Origin of the sequence: Jeotgalibacillus marinus, assembly GCF_040801915.1 — a bacterium.
Taxonomy (GTDB): domain Bacteria; phylum Bacillota; class Bacilli; order Bacillales; family Jeotgalibacillaceae; genus Jeotgalibacillus; species Jeotgalibacillus marinus.
The window spans coordinates 345,363-367,394 of record NZ_JBFMIA010000002.1; the positions used below are offsets into that span (position 1 = coordinate 345,363).

Here is a 22,032-nt window from a genome sequence, read left to right on the forward strand (position 1 = left end):
AGATTATAGAAAACTAACACAAACGTCAATCATTCATAAGTTGCATTCTACATAGATTAGTTGTATACGTTTTTGTATACAACTAATCTATTGTGTATACATGTTGTCACACAAGGTTGTGTACACAGTTGTGTACAAGTACACGTTTTTGTATACAGAGTGTATACAATTTGTTTTCTTGTATACAAATTGTATACACAATAGTGTTTTCCTCCATTTTACCCCCAAAGATCTCGGCTAACCTATTAAACTTTTCTCATATCTACATCTTCGGGCGCATATACCAAGGGGAAATGAATCGAAGCTAACACACTATTAAAATACCGCCTTCTCATTTATAGTGAAAACAATAACGTTTATTAAGGCAAACATTAGAAGAGGACGGTTTTGTCATGAAGAAATTTTACGTCTTATGGTTTTTAATTTTGGCACCCTTGTTTTGGGCGGGGAATTACGTCTTTGGAGAGTATGTTGTACAAGAAATGACTCCATTACAAATGACTTTTATACGATGGTTAATAGCAATTGTACTGTTGTTTCCCCTTGCTCATTGGATTGAAAGACCTGAGTGGAAAAAAGTGTGGAAGTCTTGGAAACCTCTTTCGATCATGGCTGGTCTAGGAATCGTTGGATATAACTATTTACTTTATGAAGCACTTCAGTATACGACACCAATCAGTGCATCATTAGTAAATTCGATAAGTCCTATACTAATAGTCGTTTTATCGTCAATGATATTGAGAGAAAACCTTACTAAATGGAATGTAACAGGGTTACTCATCTCATTGGGCGGCGTTCTACTTGTTATAACAAATGGTCAATTACAACAGATATTCACGATTCAATATAACCACGGCGAGCTAGTCATGTTGATAGCTGTCATTCTATGGGCTCTTTACTCTATTTTAGGGAGACGAATGACGACTATCCCCCCTATAGCAGCCACTGCTGTTTCTGTCGTAATAGGGTTATTGTTCACTCTCCCAATTGTATTAATCCAGGGTTTCCCTTCTTCATTGAGTACGCATGCCACAATAGGAATTATTTATATGGGCCTTTTCCCTTCTGTTGGAGCGTTTATATTCTGGAACGTCTCATTAAGGTATATTGATGCCTCTCGTGTAGGGATTTTCCTCTATTTAATTCCCGTTTTCACAACAACTATTAGTTTAATGATGGGAAAATCGATTACTTTGGTTCAGTTACTAGGGGGTCTATTAGTGTTTATTGGCGTGTATGCGAACGGAAGATCCGATGTAAAAAGAAAGGAGTCAAAATTAAAATTAATTTAATGTTTATTTATACCTTATTAATAATAAATCGTTTTAATTAATTGGGATTTAAATCCTAAAAATTAATTTAACTTTAGTTTTTTATTAAATATTATACTTAAAAAGGTTCTTTTTAGTTTCTTTGTTATCATCTTTCTTAGTCAAATTCTTTGTTCTATTTAAATAGAATTTTAATTGATTTAATGAAGGATAAGCGATAAAAAAACTCACCCCACAGTGTTTTGGGATGAGTTTTTATTCTTGAGTTACTATTTTTCACATTAGTAAAGGGGTGGATTTCAGGAAAATCAACTCTTAATTAACTCTAAAAAAAGATGTATTTAGAGTTATGCAAAGTTCCTACCTTTCTTTCGCACGATGCACTTTTAACTGTTTACCTTTGATTGTCGTACTCTTCATCACACTCAACACAAGTGGTCCTTTGCCGTTTAAAATATCGATATAAGAGAAGTTTTCTTGGATGGTGATAATACCAATATCTTGGGCTGTAACGCCCTCAATTTTCGCGATCGTACCCACGAAGTCAACGGCTCTGATTTTCTTTTTCTTCCCACCATTAAAATAAAGCTTCATAATATCTTGACTTACTTGATCACTTTTATCGATTTTCAGTTCAGGTAGCTCATCCATTTTATCTACAAACGCTTCCTTTGCTTGTGTAACTTCATCTTTTGTAGGAGTATTTTTTCTTGGTATCTCAAAGCCAATGTACGCTTCGATATCAGCTAAAAAACGGTCCTCATATTCTGTTACAAACAGGATCGCTTTACCCGTTTTACCCGCTCGACCTGTACGCCCTGTTCGATGCACATAGCTTTCTTTTTCAAGCGGAATGTCGTAATTGATGACATGAGTAATGCTGTCGATATCAATCCCTCTTGCTGCTACATCTGTAGCAATTAAATAACGGAATTCCCCTCGTTTAAAATCATTCATCACAGCAAAGCGATCTTCTTGAACCATGCCACCGTGGATTTTATCACATGTGTATCCCTCTCGATCGAGTTGGTCAACCAGTTCGTCCACTCGATCTTTCGTTCGACAGAAAACAATGCAGCTATCTGGGTTTTCGATTACAGTTATATCTTTAAATAGTTCGAGTTTCTCATTTTCTGGTACAACAAAAAGTGTGTGATTAATGCGATCATTTACCTTGTCAGTCGCTTGAATTTCTATATCAATTGGATTTTTCATATACTCATGACATAGCTTTTCAATATCCTCTGGTAGCGTGGCGGAAAAAAGCATTGTCATACGATCGGTTGGAAGCTCACGAATGATTGCCTTAACTTGATCAATAAACCCCATGTTAAGCATTTCATCTGCTTCGTCAATTACGAGATATTTAATCTCTTGGAGGTTTAAAGTCCCTTTTTCAATGTGATCAAGTATACGTCCTGGTGTCCCTACTACGACATGATTTTTTTGCTTTAACTCTATTTTTTGTCTATTGAACGGTTGTTTTCCGTAAATCGCAATCGCTTTTACACGTTTAAATCGGCCAATATTCGTAATGTCTTCTTTCACTTGGTCCGCAAGCTCTCGTGTTGGTGTTAGGACTAGCGCCTGAGGTTTATTTTCTTCCCATTCAACAAGTTCACAAAGAGGAATTCCAAAGGCAGCTGTTTTCCCGCTACCAGTTTGCGATTTCACCGATAGGTCTTTTTTTTGCAGTGCAACAGGTACTACTTCCTGCTGAACCTCTGTTGGTCGTTCATAGCCTAAACTGTCTAACGCTCGGATAATCTCATCGCTTATTTGATATTCTTTAAAGCTTAATCTCGTCATAGTTAACTCCTTCTGAGGTTTAAAATCGTTCACTCAATCTGATGTCATCCATTATACCAGTTCACTGTCTTTTTAAGAAAACTGGGAATAACATGTTGTGGAAAATAGCACATCCTATGCTATTACAAATATTTCTTAATTGCGACAAGAATTTAGGCTCGTTTGTCCTTCTTCGACGCCGTGAGCACATGCAAGACAAGTTTCGGCAAAGATAATTTTGTGCCGAATAGGTCTCGTCATTTTTCAGGTGTTAGCTTCTTTATTTGAACGCGTCTTTCGCCAAGTTTGACCTCAATTTCGCGCATAAATTTCTGAAAAAACATTCATCCGTTTAACTCCCATTTAGCCCCTTTAACTACACAACGAACTAACTGGCTAGTGCTGAAACAGTCAGCGCTGACTGTTTCAGCGCAAAAAAAAGAGAAGCCTAATAGGGTTCTCTTTTATGAGAGTCGGGAAACGTGTTTTCCTGTTGGAGCCAAATTCGTCCCTTAATTCGGACAGTCCACATTAGCACCTATCGATGTTCCACAGCTGTTTCCATTGTAAAGATTATCGGCTTCATCATGAATATCAGTAACGATATGGTTAAATACTCGATTGAAGAAGACACGGTTGTTGGTCGAATTGATGTCTAGGAAGATTCCATTATCCCCATTACCAATAATCTTATTTTTTTGAATGGTATTAGCGAAACTTTCTTCAATGTTTATTCCATCATCTTTATTTTTTTTCACCTTATTACCAGTAATCATATTTCTTTGGGAAAAAGTTGTTTCCAAATCGGACTGTGGACGAAGAAAAATCCCTCTGTTATTTTCGAAAATTTTATTATTTTTTACAAAGTTACCAGTAGCGCCCTCAAAGAAAATACCATCACCTTCATTTTGAACAATCCTATTTTTAAAAATTTTATTCCCTTGATCCAAAGTGAAATCATCATTTCTAATAAAAATACCACGTCCATTTTCCATGATTATATTGTTTTTAATGATGTTATCTCGAGTACGATCGCCTACTCGAATACCGTCCCGTTGATTTCCAATGATCTTATTACTAATTAGGATGTTATTGGCAGTTCTATCATCCAATAGAATGCCGTCTTCTACATTATTTTCCCATCGATTTCTGATTACAATGTTATTTTTAGAGCCATCATCGAAAATGATGCCACTCTCCCCATTTTCAATCGCTATATTTCCAATAATAATGTTAAAATCATCGTCGATATCAATAGCATCATCCGCATTCTTAATAAGCTTATTTCTTATAAGAATATTATGGTCATCATGCACGTCAAAAGCATCAACAGTAAATGACCCGTCGGCGAATCCATTCTTTACAAACTCATTCTTTATGAAGATATTGTTACCTCCATGACTGTCAATTCCCTCAATTCCATTTTGAACGAGCTCATTCCCTAGGAAGATACTGTTGCCACCGAAATTTAAAATTCCCTCTAATTCATTTTGAATCAGTTTATTTTTCACAAAGATATTATTAGACGATGAATCTTCGACTAGAATACCTTTACCACCTGAAAAGAAATCTTCCGGGTATTGTTGAATAATTAAACCCTGTATATTGATCTTAGATGAGTTTGAGATGGTTATACCATTACTCCCAGGGTCTAATGTTGACCCATCTAAAATCGGCTTCCCTATTCCAATGATTTTAATTCCGACTTTATCTGTAATATACACAGCTTCCTCATAAGGACTTAAGGAGGAGGTCACTAAGATGATATCCCCAGAACCAGCTGCATCCACAGCGTCTTGAATACTAGAATATTGAAATCCATCCCCGACTATGAGTACTTTTTGATGAAAAATGAGAAGGGTTATAAAGAGAAGGACGCTGAAAACGACAATAGATACAATCGAAATCAAGAAATGTTTCTTTTGCACATTATCACCACCTTTCTATTCTCATTTATGAGATCAATACTATTTTAACAACGTACGATTCCCAGATTTACTAATCACAATGCTTTCCACCACGTTTCGACACACAAGCATGCACGAGTTTCCAAATCATAAACAGAACGATTAGTACCAAAAACGCACTAATAACTAATACCACAATGGCAGATATACTCCAAAATAATCCAGATAGTACCAATGCTGTGGCTATCACTACAAAGAGCCCTAGTGAAAAGAGTCCTAATGCAATACCAGCTCCACCACAAGCACAACAGGTCTTTGTTTTAGGTTCATTTCCCATACTTACACCTCCACTCCATATTCTTCACAATAGCGTATGAAGGTACTAGCAGAATCGTGTTTCAAATTGATGAAAGTAGATAACTGAAGAGTCACGGGGAAAATATGATGAAAAATGCATTGTTTTGATGATAAACATACCTTATTAATGCCCCCTTCCCCCACCACAAAAAAGCAACCTCATTAATCAGCTTTACACTGACCAACAAGGCTGCTTATATCATCCACTTTTCCTATGGCAAGACCGTTGTCCCCATCAAATAGCGATCACATTCTCTCGCTACTTCACGGCCTTCGTTAATGGCCCAGACGATCAAGCTTTGTCCACGACGCATGTCCCCAGCTGAAAAGATGCTTTCAACATTCGTTGCATACTTACCATATTCTGCTTTAACCGTTGAGTTTGCGTTTGTCTCGATGTTTAGCTGCTGAAGAAGTCCTTGTTCGGGACCACTAAAACCAATGGCAAGCAAGACAAGGTTTGCTTGCCATACTTTTTCAGTACCAGGTATTTCTTCACGGATACGCATGCCATCTTCGTCAATGCGAAGTTTTACATTAATCGTGTGCACCTCTTTCACATGACCATTGTCGTCTCCAACAAATCTTGTTGTTTGAACTGCAAACGCACGCGGATCGTCACCGTATTTACTAGCCGCTTCCCTTTGACCATACTCAACACGATGGATCACAGGATATTGTGGCCATGGGTTGCCTAGTACATCACGAATCGAACCTTTTTTATCGTAAATATCAAACTGCGTTAAGCTCTTACAGTTATGACGAATCGATGTGGCAAGACAATCTGTTCCCGTGTCACCACCACCGATGACGATCACATCTTTAGCTTCAGCTGAAAGGTATCTGCCATCTTCAAGGTTTGAATCAAGCAAACTTTTGGTGTTTGCATGGAGGAAATCCATTGCGTAATGAATGCCTTTTAGTTCACGACCTTCCACTTGAATGTCTCGATGAACCGTCGCACCACCACATAAAATAGTTGAGTCAAACTCTCGTTTCAGTTTTTCAACCGGATAGTTCTTACCAACTTCTGTATTTGTAATGAACGTAATCCCCTCTTGCTCAAGTAGATCAACACGACGCTGAACCATCTCGTATGGCAGCTTCATTTCAGGAATTCCGTACGTGAGTAAGCCGCCTACACGATCGTTCCGTTCGAATACGGTTACCCAGTGACCAGCTTTATTGAGCTGTGCTGCTGCTGCGAGTCCAGCAGGTCCTGACCCGATCACCGCAACTTTTTTACCTGTCCGTTTTTCTGGAGGCTCAGGTACGATCCAGCCTTCTTCAAATCCTTTTTCAATAATGGCACGTTCAACCGTACGGATGGCTACGGGAGGTTCGTTAATACCAAGTACGCACGCACCTTCGCATGGTGCAGGACAAGCTGTACCAGTAAATTCAGGGAAGTTATTCATTTCATGTTCACGCTTCAACGCTTCCTTCCACCGATCTTGATAGACGAGGTCATTCCACTCAGGTATCAAATGATAAACTGGGCAACCTGTTGTCACACCATTAATTTCTGTTCCTGTATGGCACGTAGGGACGCCGCAATCCATGCAACGTGCCCCTTGTTGTTTGATTTCTTCCTCCGACATCGGCAGCGTGTAATCGTTCCAATCCTTCGTTCTCTCAGACGGATCACGTTCACGCTGTGATTGACGTTCATACTCCATAAATCCAGTCGTCTTTCCCATCAAACCCCTCCTTTTCGCTTTATTTTACAGTTTCTAGTTCTAATTCTTTTTTACTTTCTTCAAATGCAGTCATTTGTGCATCGAATTTTTTAAAACCGCCTTCTTGGAGCGCTTTAATTCGATCATTTATTTTCAAATAGGATTTCGGAATAACACGAACAAATTGGGCTGCGTATTTTTCCCAGTAAGCTAAAATTCGCTTCCCGTGTGCGCTATCTGTGTACTCAACGTGCTTTTCAATCATGTTGTATACGTCGTTCAATTCTTCGTGGTTTTCTAAAGGTTGAATATGAACAAGCTCAGGGTTGCATTTTGAATGAAATGTGTCATCTTCATCAAATACATAAGCGACGCCACCTGACATTCCTGCAGCAAAATTGCGTCCCGTTGAACCAAGAACAACTACCTTCCCTCCAGTCATGTATTCACAACCGTGGTCTCCCACACCTTCAACAACGATATGTGCCCCACTATTACGTACGCAGAACCGTTCTCCTGCAATACCTTGGATGTACGCTTCACCAGCTGACGCACCGTAGAAAGAAACGTTTCCTATGATGATGTTTTTCTCTGGTGGGAATGTGACAATCGGATCTGGATGAACAATGATTTTTCCTCCAGACAGCCCTTTTCCAACAAAGTCATTTGAATCTCCGACTAGTCTAAGCGTCATTCCCCGGGGAATAAATGCTCCAAAACTTTGGCCAGCGGACCCTTTAAGCGTTAAACGAATGGTATCCTCAGGCAACCCTTTTTCACCGTAACGTCTTGTAATTTCACTACCAAGCATCGTTCCCGTTACACGGTTAATATTGCGAATGGCAGTTGTAAATTCGACAGGTTCCTGGTTTTCGATCGCTTTTCGACAGTTTGGAATCAGCTCTTGGAAGTCAAGCGTTTTCTCTAATCCATGATCTTGGTCAACTGAGTGATAGCGGCCTACTTTTGCTGGTAGATCTGGTGAATAAAGAAGTGCAGAAAGGTCAATACCTTTCGCTTTCCAATGGTCCACTGCTTCATTTACTTCAAGCGCATCTGTACGTCCAATCATTTCATTAATTGTTCTAAATCCTAGTTCAGCCATTAATTCTCTCGTTTCAGTTGCAATAAAACGCATAAAGTTCGCTACATGCTCCGCGTCCCCTGTGAATTTCTCACGTAGCTCAGGGTTCTGAGTCGCAACACCAACTGGACACGTATCTAAATGACAAACGCGCATCATGACACAGCCCAGCACAACAAGAGGCGCTGTTGAGAACCCATACTCCTCTGCTCCTAAAAGTGCCGCTAATACTACGTCTCTTCCTGTCATCATTTTTCCGTCCGTTTCAACAACGATTCGGTCACGAAGCCCATTTAATAAGAGTGTTTGGTGAGTTTCAGCTAAGCCAATTTCCCAAGGTAATCCTGTGTGTTTCAAACTCGTTCGAGGTGCAGCGCCTGTTCCACCGTCGTATCCACTAATCAATACAAGGTCTGCTCTACCTTTAGCAACACCTGCTGCGATGGTTCCAACACCAACAGCGGACACGAGCTTAACGCTAATGCGTGCACTTGGATTGGCATTTTTCAAATTATGAATCAGCTCAGCAAGATCTTCAATCGAATAAATATCATGATGCGGTGGTGGGGAAATTAGTTCAACACCAGTCGTAGAACCTCGTACTTCCGCAATCCAGGGGTAAACTTTTTTTCCAGGTAGGTGTCCACCTTCACCAGGTTTCGCACCTTGAGCAACTTTAATTTGAATCTCGTCCGCATTAACTAGGTAATGACTCGTCACGCCAAATCGACCTGATGCCACTTGCTTGATGGAACTCCGTCTAGAATCTCCATTTGGATCCGGTGTGAAACGATCGATATCTTCGCCACCCTCACCTGAATTACTTCTTCCACCGACACGGTTCATTGCCACCGCTAATGCTTCATGCGTCTCTTTAGAGATTGAACCATAAGACATCGCACCAGTTTTAAAGCGTTGACAAATAGCCTCGACAGATTCCACCTCTTCAATCGGCACTGAATGTCCTTCTTTAAATTTCAAGAGACCACGTAACGATTGCAAGTTTGTTGTTTCATCCGTCAACATCTTCGTATATTTCTTAAATACGTCATAGTTATTTGTACGACAAGCATGTTGAAGTGTATGAATCGTACCTGGGTTGTACTGATGATCTTCTCCATTTGCACGGTATTGGAAATCATCTCCCGCATCTAACGATTGATTGCTACCTCGATTTTCACCAAATGCTACTTCATGACGCATTAACACTTCTTTTTCAATCATATCAATACCAATTCCACCTAAACGTGAAGATGTTCGCGTGAAATACTTTTCGATCACATCCGTATGAATACCAACCGCTTCAAAAATTTGAGCACCTCGATAACTTTGGATCGTCGAAATCCCCATTTTAGAGAGGATTTTAATGACACCGTCTGTTACGGAGTTAATATATTTGCCTACTGCTTTTTCGAATGAATCAATATTAATTTCATCTTTCTCAATCAGATCTCGTACTGAATCATATGCTAGATAAGGATTAATCCCTTCAGCACCGTAACCAAGCAGTGTGGCAAAATGATGCACTTCTCTCGGTTCGCCTGACTCGATCAAAATGCCGACTTTTGTACGAGTCCCTTGGCGAATCAAATGATGATGCAATCCAGAAACAGCAAGGAGTGCCGGGATCGCGGCTTGATTTTCTGACACACCTCGGTCAGATAAAATCAGAAGTGTGGTTCCTTCTTTTACTGACTGATCAGCTTTTTCAAAAATAGCATCAAGCGCTTTTTCCATATTACTTTCGCCCTCATTTGCATCAAACAACGTCGAGAATGTCATCGTTTTGAATCCATCAAGCTGTTGTTGGCGAATTTTTTCTAGTTGTTGATTTGTTAAGATAGGTGTTTTCAAGCGGATATGATGACAGCTTTCAGCACCTGGATTAACCAAGTTTCCTTCAGCACCTATCGTCGTATCAACCATCGTAATAATTCTCTCACGAATCGCATCAATCGGTGGGTTCGTTACTTGTGCAAACAACTGTTTAAAATAGTTGTAAAGTAGTTGTGGCTTTTTCGATAACACTGCGAGCGGAGAATCATAGCCCATTGAACCGACTGGATCTTTGCCATCAATAACAAGTGGCTTAATGATCTTATTTAACTCTTCTCTTGTATAACCAAACGCGAGCTGTTGCTCTAAAAGGTGGTTACCTAAATAAGCTGGTGATTGTTCCGTTGCTTCTGGTAGTTCATCTAAACTTTTCATATTTGTAAGCCACTCTTTATACGGCTGTTCTGACGCAATTTGAAGCTTAACTTCCTCATCCGGAATAATGGTTCCCTTCTCCAAATCAACTAGAAGAATTTTACCCGGAGCAAGTCTGTCCTTATATTCAATATCATCCGCAAAAATATCCAACGCACCTACTTCTGAGCCGAGGACAATCATACCGTTTTTTGTCACATAATAACGGGCAGGTCTGAGTCCATTACGGTCAAGACAAGCACCGATTTGGTTTCCATCTGTAAATACAAGAGCAGCTGGACCATCCCACGGCTCCATTAACGTACTATGATACTCATAAAAATCACGTTTTTCTTCTTTGATTGTCTCATCATTTGCCCATGGCTCAGGTACCATCATCATCGCTGTGTGAGCAAGTGAACGTCCTGAGAGATGTAAAAATTCAAAGCAGTTATCAAACATAGAAGAATCACTGCCATCAGCATCGATGACAGGTAAAACCTTTTGCAAATCCTCACTATTGAAAAATTCTGACTCGCAAAGCTGTTGACGTGCGCGCATCCAGTTTACATTTCCTCTTAACGTATTAAACTCTCCGTTGTGGATTGTATAGCGATTCGGGTGTGATCGCTTCCAACTTGGGAAGGTGTTCGTGCTAAAGCGGGAATGCACGAGTGCTAAAGCGGATTTGAAGTCAGGGTGATTTAAATCGATATAAAACGAATCGAGTTGTTCAGGGATCAGCATTCCTTTGTAGACAATCGTACGAGTAGATAAACTACTGATGTACACATCTTCGTACCCTTTCACGCTTGCCAATTCTCTCTCAATTCGTTTACGGATAATGTAAAGCTTTCGTTCAAAATCCATTTTATCTTTTATGTCATCATTTACTTGAATAAATACTTGTCGAATCGTTGGTTTTGTTTTTGTAGCCACTTTCCCAACAAATGAATCATTGATCGGGACAGGTCGCCATCCAAGAAATGTTTGACCCTCTTCTGCAATGATTCGCTCGAAAATCTCTTTGCTTTTCATTCGAGTGTCGTGATCTTTCGGTAAAAAAACCATTCCAACACCATATTCGCCTTCTCTGGGCAAAAAGATGTTTTCTTTCTCACACTGCTTTTGAAAGAAACGATGTGGAATCTGCGTTAAAATACCAGCTCCATCACCTGTGCTTGTATCAGCGGATTGTCCACCACGATGCTCCAAATTGCAAAGGATGTTAATCGCATTTTGTACGATACTATGACTTTTCTTACCATTTATATTTGCGATCATTCCAATCCCACATGCTTCGTGCTCTTGCTCTGGATCGTATAAACCTTGCGGAGCAGGATATCCATTCTTTGTCATGACAACGTCCCCTCTCTAGTAATCTGCTGAAAGATGTTCATTCTTTTATGAAGGGGTTCTTCACGCACTTCATTGCATGTACACTTTCAATTTCGAACTAGTATATCATGAAAAATGCTTTAACATAAAATTCAGATAAAAATTTTTCTTGAATTTTTATTGACTAAAATGAATGAAAACGCTATCATTATAGTTTTTTTACCTCTCATAAATACGTTAAATACCAAGATATATCAATGTTTAATAACGAATTTAGTAAACATTTTTATAAAATCAAATTTTTATAAAAAACCATCCGGGTAGTAGGGAACTATTAACCAACTAAACAACCCGATCAATTTATTTGCCAATTTGCTATCAATTCTGTACCGTAAAATTGAACAGTGAATTGATAAACAGCCACTTATAAAATCAGAAAAATCCGATGGAGGTTTTCACCATGCAAACAGTCTATGATTTTAACGTAACTACTACGAAGGGTGACATTAAATCGCTTCGAGAATACGAAAGTAAACCATTACTCATCGTTAACACTGCCAGTAAGTGCGGATTTACCCCACAGTTTAAAGGCCTGCAGGAGCTTTACGAGAAATATGCAGAAAAAGGATTTACGATTTTAGGCTTTCCATGCGATCAATTCAACAATCAAGAATTTGAGAACATCGAAGAAACAACTGAATTTTGTCAGATAAATTTCGGAGTAACATTTCCTCTTTTCGCTAAAATTGATGTCAATGGCGACAAAGCAGATCCCCTTTTCACGTTTCTTAAAGAGCAGAAAAAAGGCGTACTTTCAAAAAATATTAAATGGAATTTCACTAAATTTTTAGTCAATCGTGAAGGCATGGTAGTTGAACGCTATGCCCCGACAACTAAACCTGAAAGCATCGAAGAAGACATCTTGAAAGTCCTTTGAAAGAAAGCAGCCCCTCTCCAACATTAATTTTGCTGGTGAAGGGCTACTTTTTTACTTCAACTTTCATTCCAAATTTCCAACCAAACTAGTAAAGCAAAAAACAATCATTGAGAGGTCAAAAGTTTCTCAATGATTGTTTTCATTTTCCTATTCAGTCGATTAAGAATCCAATTTTCCCTAGCTGTTGGGCATTTTGCATTCGATTGAATGCTTGATCAAATTGATTAATTGGATAAATATGGTCAATGACCGGTTTAATTTGATGTTTTTCGATGAACTGAATCATCTCTATGTATTCTTCAGCGCTCCCCATTGTGGTACCAAGCAAGTTAAGTTGACCATAAAAAAATTCGCGAAGGTTGATTGTTACTTCATCTCCCGTGGACGTTCCGAACGTAACAATTGTTCCGCCAGTTCGTAACTGCTTGAGGGATTTACTAAAGGTTGCAGCACCCACACATTCGATGACGAGATCCATTTTGTCTCCTTCAAGGGCTGCGTTCCAGTCTTCATTGCTGTCGATGGCTCTATCAGCACCCATTTCAAGCGCTTTTGCACGTTTTTCTTCAGAGCGTGACGTGACAGTTACATTAGCACCCATCGCTTTAGCAAACTGTAGTAAAAAGGTCGCCACCCCGCTACCGATTCCTGGAATCAGCACCTTCATGTCAGGTTTGATTTTTCCTCTAGTAAAAAGGGCACGGTAAGCCGTCAACGCTGCCAATGACAACACCCCTGCTTCTTCCCAATCTAAATGCGACGGTTTTGGCACGATATTGTCAACCGGAAGAACGATCGATTCAGCAAAGGTCCCGTGATCAGGTAAGCCAACAATTTCAAATCCTTTAGGTGGCGCATCGCTCTGTTCTTTCCACCCAAGGCCTGGGTTGATCATCACTTCATCCCCAATTTGTATGCCTGCTACATCACTCCCCACTTCCTCAATCACTCCAGCCCCATCTGATCCAATGACAAGGGGTGGGTCTGTTGGTTTATGACGTGCTAATACAAAAAGGTCGCGGTGGTTCAAACCCGCTACTTTGAGCTTCACGCGCACCTCATTTGAACCTGGTCTTCTTTCTTCGATTTCACCATATGTAAGTCCTTCAAATCCTTCTTTTTCCGTGTGTAAAACCGCTTTCATTTTTTTAGCTCCTTCTTAATAGGATTCTGTTTTCCATGTAAATAATTTTTTCTAATTCATAGACTAGTATGCATTGATCAAAAGCGAATCGCAACTCATTTGATGGGCCCAGGCGACATAGCAACCACTTTATCGAACACTGTCACACCAATCCTCTTTTTCTTTTAATTTATGGACTCTTCGCTCCCTTACACTTTCGACAAATGCAAATTAATCTCCTTTTTTGTGTGTATGCTTCGAATGTAAAATAGGATATTTAGCATGACCCGCGGATTAGTGAAGTGTAACCTTCGATAAACGTTCTGTATCCGCGGATATCCGACGCATAGCCTTCGATAAACACAAAACAGCTGCGGATAAGACGATGTATCTAGCGGATAATCAGCACTCAGTTAAATTAGCTACTGTTAATATTTGTTTTCCACAAAAGGAAACTTATAGTATATTCATGTTGGTCAAGATACTAAAAACTTACCTAAATAGGTTCGAAATATCAAGTGCAATCCATTGAACGGGGGAATTAGATGACTTTTACTTCTTTATTTTTATTCTATATCTTAACTATTGTTTCAGTAGGAGGTTTTTACACACTAAGAATGTATAAAAACAGTAAAAATATACCTCTAACTTACTCTTCATCCTTTATAGCTATGGGATTATTAACCCTAAATTGGTTGTTATTTTTAACAAACTTTTACTCTAAATTACCCGTTAACCTTAGTGAGGTTATTTTCTTACCTATTTGGTTTTCTGTTTCTATTTTAGGTTTAATTACATCTTTATTCGAATTAAGAAATAACCGATTATTTGCCTTACTACCTGGAATTATATCTTTTATTAGTTTTTTAATTGGGATCTTTTTATATGGGTTATCTAAGATGTGAATATATAGGTCCTTAAAAGACAAATTGCTTTACTTCTTGCTTCAAGTGAACGACTCATGTGATTAACTTTTTCTTTACTAATTATGTATTAGAACGTAGCCCTTAATAAACGAATGAACTTCTTTAACCTTTGCCTTCCATTATTCTTCCGCTACGTATACAGGAGGAAGATATGGCCAACTCGAAAAATCAGTTATGATGCCGTCAACGCCATATCGAAAGGCTTTCTGTATTAACTTTGGATCAGTCTTCGACCAAACGAGAACTTTACCCTCGCGTTGATGGATTTCATCTACCATTCGCTTGTTTAAGTTAGAGATATTAAAATTGATATAGGTAGCAAATGAAGTAAGATCATTTAATTTTTTGCTTGAAATTGGAGTAGTAGATGTTTCAATTAGAACAGCAATTTGCAATTTCGGATTTAGTTCATGTATTTTTTTCAATGCATGTTCACTAAACGACTGCACTACAATACTTTGTAAGTCATTATACTGATCGAGGATCTCTACCACTTTTTCTTCTATACCTGGATAAAGTGATGGGTTTTTGATCTCGATAAGAATGCCGATTTTACCGTAAAATTCTTCTAGTAATTCATTAAGCGTGATAATGGCCTCACCTTCAAAGTCACTGTGAAAACTAGTCCCAGCATCTAATTTCTTTAATTCATCCAGTGTGAAATTTTTTACTAAGCCTTTACCATTCGTCGTTCGATCCACTGATTCATCATGAATGACAATGAGTTCACCGTCTTTTGATAAATGGACATCTCCTTCAATAAAATCCGCTCCTAAATCTAACCCTTTTTGAAAACTTGACATTGTATTTTCTGGAGCGAAATTAGCAGCACCTCGATGTGCCACCGTAATCATCCCTTCTAAGTCCACCCTCTTGATCGATTGCCCCATATACCCAACGAGAAGCAACAAGCACACACCGATCAAACCACCCGCCATAAGTCTTTTCTTGCCCCACTTTATTTTCATTTTAATAACACCACAGTTCCCTCCAACCTGAAAATAACTGATTATTCAGATTACTATGTTTATTATTATTTTATCCTAACTATTGTCGAACGTGACTTTATTACCTGATTTTTTTATAAAAAATATACAACTAGAAGGGAATTTCTCATTTCTCTTCTGAAATACACTTTTTCATCATCGGAGAAATTTTTTATGCTAAATTAGACTTAAGTAAAATAAACATAAAAGACTCCCAGTAGGTGAAAAAATGAATAAGATTAATTTATGGTTTATCACTCCTTATCAAGCCATTGTTCCATTGATTGAAGAAATAAAAAAAGAACACGCACAATTTCGCGTGACAATTAAAGTAGGAAATTTAGAAAATGGCGTAGTTTTTGCAAGAGAGGCAGAGAAAAAAGGTGCTGACATGATTATTAGTCGTGGGGGGACAGCAACACTCATACGAGAAGCAGTCAATGTGCCCGTTATTGATGTACACATTTCAGGATATGACCTCCTGCGTTCGATCACGCTAGCCGAACATTCTTCTTATAAAAAGGCATTAGTCGGTTACTCGAATATTACTATTGGCGCTTCTTCCATTATTGATTTATTAGATATTGAAATGGATGTTTTTACGATTGGGCATGCAAATGAAGTAAAGCAGCTGTTAGGTCAATTGAAAAATGACGGCTATACAAGAATTCTAGGAGATGTTGTAACCGTTGCAGCGGCAAAGGAATTCGCGCTAGACGGCCTTCTTATTCAATCAGGCAGGGAATCCATATTAGAAGCGTTTGAAGAAGCAGAACACACTTTTAATTCTCAGTTTGAATCACAAAAACTTATACATGTTATGCGCGATTTATTGACCCAACGAGATCAAGATGTTGTCATCGTAAAACAAGGTGGACAGATTTTATTTGAACACTGGGCCAAATTTCAAAAGAGACCCATTTCTGATCACGACCTTTTCTCTATAATTGGACAAACGATCCAGGAACATAGAAGTCTTTCTAGAATCATGCTCAATAATAAAGAAACCCTAAAGGTAGATACTTACCTAAATACTCAATTTGAAGAAAAGGTCGTTACCGTATTCATTCAATCATTTCCTTCAACGTCTGCTGAATCAATGAATATTCAATTCGAACAAGTAAAATATCCTCCTGCTTTGGTGGCTAAAAGTTCCACAATGCTTCACTTAAATGAAACGATCCAACACCCTTCATTTGCGCACAAAGCGATCGTATTAACTGGAGCTTCAGGAACAGGAAAAAAACTAATTGCAAGATACATCCATTCCTATCATCAAAAAAGTGGTTGGTTTATGAAAATTGACCATCAGCACTTACTAGACAATTTCTCAAAAGGATTTCCTGATAATGTGTCTACAGTATTTGTACAAATAAACCAAGAACTTCATCCTAGTCATCTGTCTGTATTAAATGATATTTTGCACATGGCAAAAACACAGTCGACACAAGTAATCATTTCAACAGAATCTCAGAACATACGAATACCGGATGACGAGGAATGGAAAAAGGCTTATCGCCTCACGATTCCTACTCTGAAAGAAAGAGTGGATGATATACACAACTTAAGTGTTCATTTTTTAGCGGAGTTTCACCAATCACTAGGCACACAACCCGTTAAAATTCATGACAATGCTATACGCGCTTTACTAAAAATGGATTGGCCTGCAAACGTTCGCGACCTCAAAGTCTACATGAGACGACTAGCTCTTTCAGAAAAAGGGTACGTGATCGATACAAACACACTTGCCAAAAATCCGTTTTACCCAACAGAAACAAAAGGCTCAATTCCAACATCTATTGATAAAAAAGAAACATTAAAAGATATCGAGAAAAAGATTATCGAACAAGTATTAAAAGAAGAAGAATTCAATCAAACAAAAACCGCAAAACGTTTAGGCATTAACCGTGCAACCCTTTGGCGAAAACTCAAAGAATGAGTTTTCGTCATTTTTTCGTTAAAAAGTGTTGCTTTTTTAAACTATTTTTAAAAAGAAACACTTTTCTCAAAAGAATATGTTGTAAAAATCAACATATATCTTATAGTTATATTGAAAACGTTTTCTTCTTTTGAAATTTATTGATAGAGGGGTTAAGAAGATGAAAATTAAAGCGACTCTTGAGCGAATTCCTGGTGGCATGATGGTTGTTCCACTATTACTTGCTGCTACGATTAACACAGTAGCACCCGATTTATTAAGAATTGGAGGTTTTACTCAAGCACTTTTCGTTGACAGCGCAAATGCGTTAATTGCTTTGTTCCTTCTATGTACAGGAGCTCAAATTAATGTGAAAACATTTGGTGTTTCTCTTGCAAAAGGAGCTACACTGTTAACAACGAAATGGATTGTCGGTGCAATATTCGGATTGCTTGCATTTATGTTTGCAGGAGATAACGGATTATGGATGGGATTAGCCCCAATCGCTGTTATAGCAGCAATGACCAATAGTAACGGTGGTTTATTTGTGGCATTAGTAGGGCAATACGGTAACAAAGATGACCGTGCAGCGTATTCTCTATTAGCTTTAAATGATGGACCATTTTTAACAATGGTCGCATTAAGTATTTTTGGAATGATGGGATTTGTAAATGGGATGTTCTCAATGGTCTCATTCATTGCCGTCCTACTCCCCATTATTATTGGGATGATTCTTGGAAATTTGGATGAAGAAATGAGATCATTTTTAGATAAAGGAAGTTATATGCTAATTCCTTTCTTCGCATTTTCTTTAGGTATGGGGATTAATTTCTCTGCCATCATTACTGGAGGCATTGGCGGAGTTGTTTTAGGCTTCATGACTGTGTTTATCACTGGAACAGCTGGGTATTTTGTCTTTAAATCATTAAAATGGAATCCAATTGTTGGAGCCGCTGAAGGCTCAACTGCTGGGAACGCCGTTGCTACACCTGCTGCCATTGCTACCGCAAGTGCAAGCTTTTCATCTGTAGTTGATATTGCAACTGTTCAAGTAGCGGCTTCAACGGTGACGACCTCCATTTTGCTACCACTGTACATTGCATTTTTAGTTAAACGACTCGAACGAAAAGGCACTACTTTTAATCATGGAGAGCCGGCACGACGAGCTGGATAAGGACGTGAATGTAGATGACAACTATTTTAGGAATAATTGCTGACGATTTTACTGGAGCGAATGATACAGGTGTTCATCTCGCAAAAAAAGGACTAACTACACGAGTGATGCTTAAACAGTCACCCTCAAATGAAAAACTAGAAGCGGATCATGCAGACGATATTGACGTCTGGATCATTGACACAAATAGTCGTTCCCTAGCGCCTGACCATGCTTCTAATGTGGTTTTACATGAAATGAATCGCTTAAAAACCAAAGGCGTCAACCGCTTTTATAAAAAAATTGATTCAACCTTACGTGGAAATATTGCGAGAGAATTGATCGCTGTTCAAAACGTAGCCGATACAGATCTAGTGTTTATCGCACCCGCTTTCCCTAAGATGGGTAGAACTGTTGTCGAGGGATCCTTGTACGTTAACGGGATACCAGTCACCGAAACAGAATTTGCAAAAGACCCAAAAACACCCGTGCTACACAACTTCATTCCTAATTTACTAGGGGAGTATAGAGAAAAAACAGCTGTTCTTACTCGACATCATTTGTATCAAAGTAATGTACATGAATGGGTTCAAGAGCAGCTGAATAACGGGATTAAATGGATCGTGTGTGATACCGAAAAAGAGGAAGATTTTCACATTCTCAGCCAACTAGATGAACATGAAGATTACTCGATCACTTGGGCTGGATCTGCTGGTCTGATTAATCATTTAAAGTTAGTGAATGATAAAGTGGATACAAATAAAGAAGTAAAGCTAGAGGCCAAACAAGTACTGGTCGTGTCAGGTAGCTTATCAAGCACAACAAGTGAACAGATTCAGCATTTGAGTAATCGCCCTAACACCCACATGCTGGAAATCGATCCTATGAAGCTACTAACTGAACCTTCCTATCAAACTGACATAATGAAAAAGAGCACATTGTTAGATTCTTTTGATTGTCTAGTCATTTATGTCGCTTCTACGCAAGAAAACAGAGATGGTGTAAGTCTTGTAAGAACTGAACAGAACTGGTCCCCTACTGAAACAGCAAAAAGACTTTCAGAAGGACTTGGTCATTTAGCCGAACTTGCCTTAACAAATGAAGTATTTGATGCGATCATTATGACCGGCGGTGACACCGCTAAAGACATATGCAACGTGTTACAAATACACGATATGGAGCTATTACTTGAAGCAGAGACTGGACTTCCATTAGGCTCAATCAAATGGAACAATAATAAACTATTTGCTATAACCAAAGCTGGTGGATTCGGTTTTCCTAATTCCATAGCAAATGCAGTAGATTTCTTGAAAGGAGAACGAATCACTCATGACTCAAACTAAACCGGTAATTGGCATCACAATGGGGGACGCTGCTGGAGTCGGACCAGAAATCATTTTAAAAGCCTTTAACGACGACAGTGTGGCAAAAATGAGCAACTCATTCATAATTGGAGACGCAAAAATCCTAGAGCGCGCAAAATCATTTGTGGGCAGTACAAAAGAAATTCATGTGATCAAACATCCATCAGAAGGACTATTCACATCCGATGTTATTGATTGTCTAGATTTGAACATGCTACCAAATGACCTTGCCGTAGGTGAAGTATCACCCATAGCTGGAGACGCAGCATTTCACTATTTAGCTAAAGCTATTTCACTCGCAAATGCCAAAGAAATTGACGCAATTTGTACAGCGCCACTAAATAAAGAAGCACTTCAAAAAGGTGGACACCATTATCCTGGTCACACCGAAATTTTAGCTGACTTAACAGACACAAAAGACTATTCTATGATGTTATCTGCTCCAAACCTGAAAGTTATCCATGTCACTACACATGTTGGAATTATCGATGCAGTAAACATGATCACGCCTGAGCGTGTGCTGCACGTTATTCACTTAGCACACGAGACACTTTCAAAAGCAGGCATTAAAAACCCTAAAATAGCTGTTTGCGGGATTAATCCTCATGCAGGTGAAAATGGATTATTCGGCAATGGCGAAGAAGAGGAAAAAATTATTCCAGCCGTAGAAAAAGCCATTGCAGAAGGCATTGATGTTCAAGGCCCACTTCCTGCTGATACTTTATTCTTCCGTACAGTTCGTGGCGATTTTGATATTGTCGTGGCTATGTATCATGACCAAGGGCATGCACCTGTAAAAGTACTCGGGTTAGAATCTGGTGTCAACATCACAGTTGGTCTTCCTATTATTCGCACAAGTGTAGACCACGGTACAGCTTTTGATATCGCCGGAAAAGGTATTGCGGATGAGAAAAGCTTAGTAGAAGCCTTAAGACAAGCTGTTGAGCTGTCACCTGAAAAATAGAAACCAAACAATAAAAAGCCATTTACCGATACAACGGTATTGGCTTTTTATTGTTAAAAATCCTCATATGTCAAATCGATATTAACCCCGATTGCCGCTCTACTTCCCTCAGCAGCAGCGATAATCTGTTGAGAAGGCGCAACAATTGAGGTATCACCCGCAGCGTAGATTTGATCCACACTCGTTCGACCAAATTCATCCACTACGTAACTTCCCATGTCATTTATTTCACATCCAAACAAATCACCAAAACTCGTCGCATGCTCCCATTCTGGTGCGATGAATCCCCCCAAACTTTTTACATGTGAACCATCTTCGAACACAATCTTGTTTAAGTACCCTTTTCTTCCAACCAGACGATCAATCACCTTTTCAATCACTTGAATACCTTTTCTCGCTAATTCACTTTTTTCCTCATCTGTTAGAGAATGATGACCATTTGTACAAATAAGCAAATCCTTACTCCAGTTGGAAATAATCTTAGCCATGTCAAACCCGTACTCATCTTCTGAGATCAACACAAGCGGACGATCACGCAGCTCCCAACCATCACAATACGGACAGCTAAATAAACTTTTACCATAATATTCACTAATCTCATTTACATCAGGCAATGTTTCTTTTATTCCACTTGCAAGAATAATTTTTCTACTATAAAAAACAGTACCTGTTTCAGTTATCAACTTAAAATTTTTTTATTTTCTTGCTCAATTTCTATAACTTGTTCATTAACACATTCAACCGATGGATAATAATAAATTTCTTGTTGAGCTATTCGTCTGAACTCTTTTAGAGAAACTCCATCTCTCGTGATAAACCCATGTGACTCATTCGTTACGCCATTTCTCGGTTTATTGTTGTCAAACAGGAGAACCTGCCTTCTCGCCCTCCCCAACACAAGGGCAGCATTCAACCCTGCAGGTCCACCGCCAATAATAGCACAATCTTCTACCATAAATTCCACCAACTCCCTGAACAAACAGATGGTTTATATTATGTTTCAATGGGGGAATATAGGTGGGTGGTCATCACTCAGATTTAATAAAT

The 22,032-nt window shown here is 38.8% G+C and carries 14 protein-coding genes and 1 pseudogene; 7 read left to right on the plus strand and 8 right to left on the minus strand.

Going from position 1 to position 22,032, the window contains the following annotated elements; translation table 11 throughout:
* Positions 1-392: 392 nt before the first annotated feature.
* Positions 393-1,292, plus strand: a complete 900-nt coding sequence (locus AB1471_RS04680; protein WP_367778441.1) for a DMT family transporter — start codon at positions 393-395, stop codon at positions 1,290-1,292.
* Between the two features lie 339 nt (positions 1,293-1,631).
* Here AB1471_RS04680 and AB1471_RS04685 read toward each other — a convergent pair whose 3' ends face one another.
* The 5 genes from AB1471_RS04685 to gltB form a co-directional block, all read right to left on the minus strand.
* Positions 1,632-3,080: a DEAD/DEAH box helicase gene (locus tag AB1471_RS04685; protein ID WP_367778443.1), complete on the minus strand. Its 1,449-nt coding sequence runs from the start codon at positions 3,078-3,080 to the stop codon at positions 1,632-1,634.
* Positions 3,081-3,571: 491 nt separating this feature from the next.
* Positions 3,572-4,987 (minus strand): right-handed parallel beta-helix repeat-containing protein, encoded by a 1,416-nt coding sequence (locus AB1471_RS04690; RefSeq protein WP_367778445.1) that lies wholly within the window; start codon positions 4,985-4,987, stop codon positions 3,572-3,574.
* Positions 4,988-5,057: 70 nt separating this feature from the next.
* Positions 5,058-5,303: a hypothetical protein gene (locus tag AB1471_RS04695; RefSeq protein ID WP_367778447.1), complete on the minus strand. Its 246-nt coding sequence runs from the start codon at positions 5,301-5,303 to the stop codon at positions 5,058-5,060.
* 232 nt (positions 5,304-5,535) lie between these two features.
* On the minus strand, positions 5,536-7,023 hold the full coding sequence (locus tag AB1471_RS04700; protein ID WP_367778448.1) for a glutamate synthase subunit beta: 1,488 nt from the start codon (positions 7,021-7,023) through the stop codon (positions 5,536-5,538).
* Between the two features lie 19 nt (positions 7,024-7,042).
* Positions 7,043-11,635, minus strand: coding sequence for a glutamate synthase large subunit (gene gltB, locus AB1471_RS04705; RefSeq protein WP_367778449.1), 4,593 nt, complete (start codon positions 11,633-11,635; stop codon positions 7,043-7,045).
* Positions 11,636-12,074: 439 nt separating this feature from the next.
* On the opposite strand from gltB, the gene AB1471_RS04710 reads away from it, so the two are divergent.
* Positions 12,075-12,551 carry a glutathione peroxidase gene (locus AB1471_RS04710; protein WP_367778450.1) on the plus strand — a complete coding sequence of 159 codons (477 nt, stop codon included), beginning with the start codon at positions 12,075-12,077 and terminating at the stop codon, positions 12,549-12,551.
* A 151-nt stretch (positions 12,552-12,702) separates the two neighbouring features.
* On the opposite strand, the gene AB1471_RS04715 is transcribed toward AB1471_RS04710, so the two are convergent.
* Positions 12,703-13,695: a zinc-binding dehydrogenase gene (locus tag AB1471_RS04715; RefSeq protein WP_367778451.1), complete on the minus strand. Its 993-nt coding sequence runs from the start codon at positions 13,693-13,695 to the stop codon at positions 12,703-12,705.
* 524 nt (positions 13,696-14,219) lie between these two features.
* Here AB1471_RS04715 and AB1471_RS04720 point away from each other — a divergent pair.
* Positions 14,220-14,579: a hypothetical protein gene (locus AB1471_RS04720; RefSeq protein WP_367778452.1), complete on the plus strand. Its 360-nt coding sequence runs from the start codon at positions 14,220-14,222 to the stop codon at positions 14,577-14,579.
* Between the two features lie 140 nt (positions 14,580-14,719).
* Here AB1471_RS04720 and AB1471_RS04725 read toward each other — a convergent pair whose 3' ends face one another.
* Complete coding sequence (locus AB1471_RS04725) at positions 14,720-15,568, minus strand: glycerophosphodiester phosphodiesterase (protein ID WP_367778454.1); 849 nt, start codon at positions 15,566-15,568, stop codon at positions 14,720-14,722.
* A 247-nt stretch (positions 15,569-15,815) separates the two neighbouring features.
* On the opposite strand from AB1471_RS04725, the gene AB1471_RS04730 reads away from it, so the two are divergent.
* From AB1471_RS04730 to pdxA, 4 genes are all read left to right on the plus strand, one after another.
* On the plus strand, positions 15,816-17,525 hold the full coding sequence (locus AB1471_RS04730; protein ID WP_367778455.1) for a sigma-54-dependent transcriptional regulator: 1,710 nt from the start codon (positions 15,816-15,818) through the stop codon (positions 17,523-17,525).
* 160 nt (positions 17,526-17,685) lie between these two features.
* Entirely contained in the window at positions 17,686-18,678 is a 993-nt protein-coding gene (locus AB1471_RS04735) for a 2-keto-3-deoxygluconate permease (protein ID WP_367778456.1), read from the plus strand.
* 14 nt (positions 18,679-18,692) lie between these two features.
* On the plus strand, positions 18,693-20,000 hold the full coding sequence (locus AB1471_RS04740; RefSeq protein ID WP_367778457.1) for a four-carbon acid sugar kinase family protein: 1,308 nt from the start codon (positions 18,693-18,695) through the stop codon (positions 19,998-20,000).
* Positions 19,987-20,985 carry a 4-hydroxythreonine-4-phosphate dehydrogenase PdxA gene (gene pdxA, locus AB1471_RS04745; protein WP_367778458.1) on the plus strand — a complete coding sequence of 333 codons (999 nt, stop codon included), beginning with the start codon at positions 19,987-19,989 and terminating at the stop codon, positions 20,983-20,985. The genes AB1471_RS04740 and pdxA overlap by 14 nt, the downstream gene beginning before the upstream one ends.
* A 53-nt stretch (positions 20,986-21,038) precedes the next feature.
* Here pdxA and AB1471_RS04750 read toward each other — a convergent pair.
* A pseudogene (locus AB1471_RS04750) lies at positions 21,039-21,940 on the minus strand (NAD(P)/FAD-dependent oxidoreductase).
* Positions 21,941-22,032 lie beyond the last annotated feature (92 nt).

Excerpts from the sequence above, each read along its gene's own strand:
- AB1471_RS04680 (WP_367778441.1), top strand. The coding sequence starts at position 393 with ATGAAGAAATTTTACGTCTTATGGTTTTTAATTTTGGCACCCTTGTTT.
- AB1471_RS04685 (WP_367778443.1), bottom strand. The coding sequence starts at position 3,080 with ATGACGAGATTAAGCTTTAAAGAATATCAAATAAGCGATGAGATTATC.
- AB1471_RS04695 (WP_367778447.1), bottom strand. The coding sequence starts at position 5,303 with ATGGGAAATGAACCTAAAACAAAGACCTGTTGTGCTTGTGGTGGAGCT.
- AB1471_RS04700 (WP_367778448.1), bottom strand. The coding sequence starts at position 7,023 with ATGGGAAAGACGACTGGATTTATGGAGTATGAACGTCAATCACAGCGT.
- gltB (WP_367778449.1), bottom strand. The coding sequence starts at position 11,635 with ATGACAAAGAATGGATATCCTGCTCCGCAAGGTTTATACGATCCAGAG.
- AB1471_RS04710 (WP_367778450.1), top strand. The coding sequence starts at position 12,075 with ATGCAAACAGTCTATGATTTTAACGTAACTACTACGAAGGGTGACATT.
- AB1471_RS04715 (WP_367778451.1), bottom strand. The coding sequence starts at position 13,695 with ATGAAAGCGGTTTTACACACGGAAAAAGAAGGATTTGAAGGACTTACA.
- AB1471_RS04720 (WP_367778452.1), top strand. The coding sequence starts at position 14,220 with ATGACTTTTACTTCTTTATTTTTATTCTATATCTTAACTATTGTTTCA.
- AB1471_RS04725 (WP_367778454.1), bottom strand. The coding sequence starts at position 15,568 with ATGAAAATAAAGTGGGGCAAGAAAAGACTTATGGCGGGTGGTTTGATC.
- AB1471_RS04730 (WP_367778455.1), top strand. The coding sequence starts at position 15,816 with ATGAATAAGATTAATTTATGGTTTATCACTCCTTATCAAGCCATTGTT.
- AB1471_RS04735 (WP_367778456.1), top strand. The coding sequence starts at position 17,686 with ATGAAAATTAAAGCGACTCTTGAGCGAATTCCTGGTGGCATGATGGTT.
- AB1471_RS04740 (WP_367778457.1), top strand. The coding sequence starts at position 18,693 with ATGACAACTATTTTAGGAATAATTGCTGACGATTTTACTGGAGCGAAT.
- pdxA (WP_367778458.1), top strand. The coding sequence starts at position 19,987 with ATGACTCAAACTAAACCGGTAATTGGCATCACAATGGGGGACGCTGCT.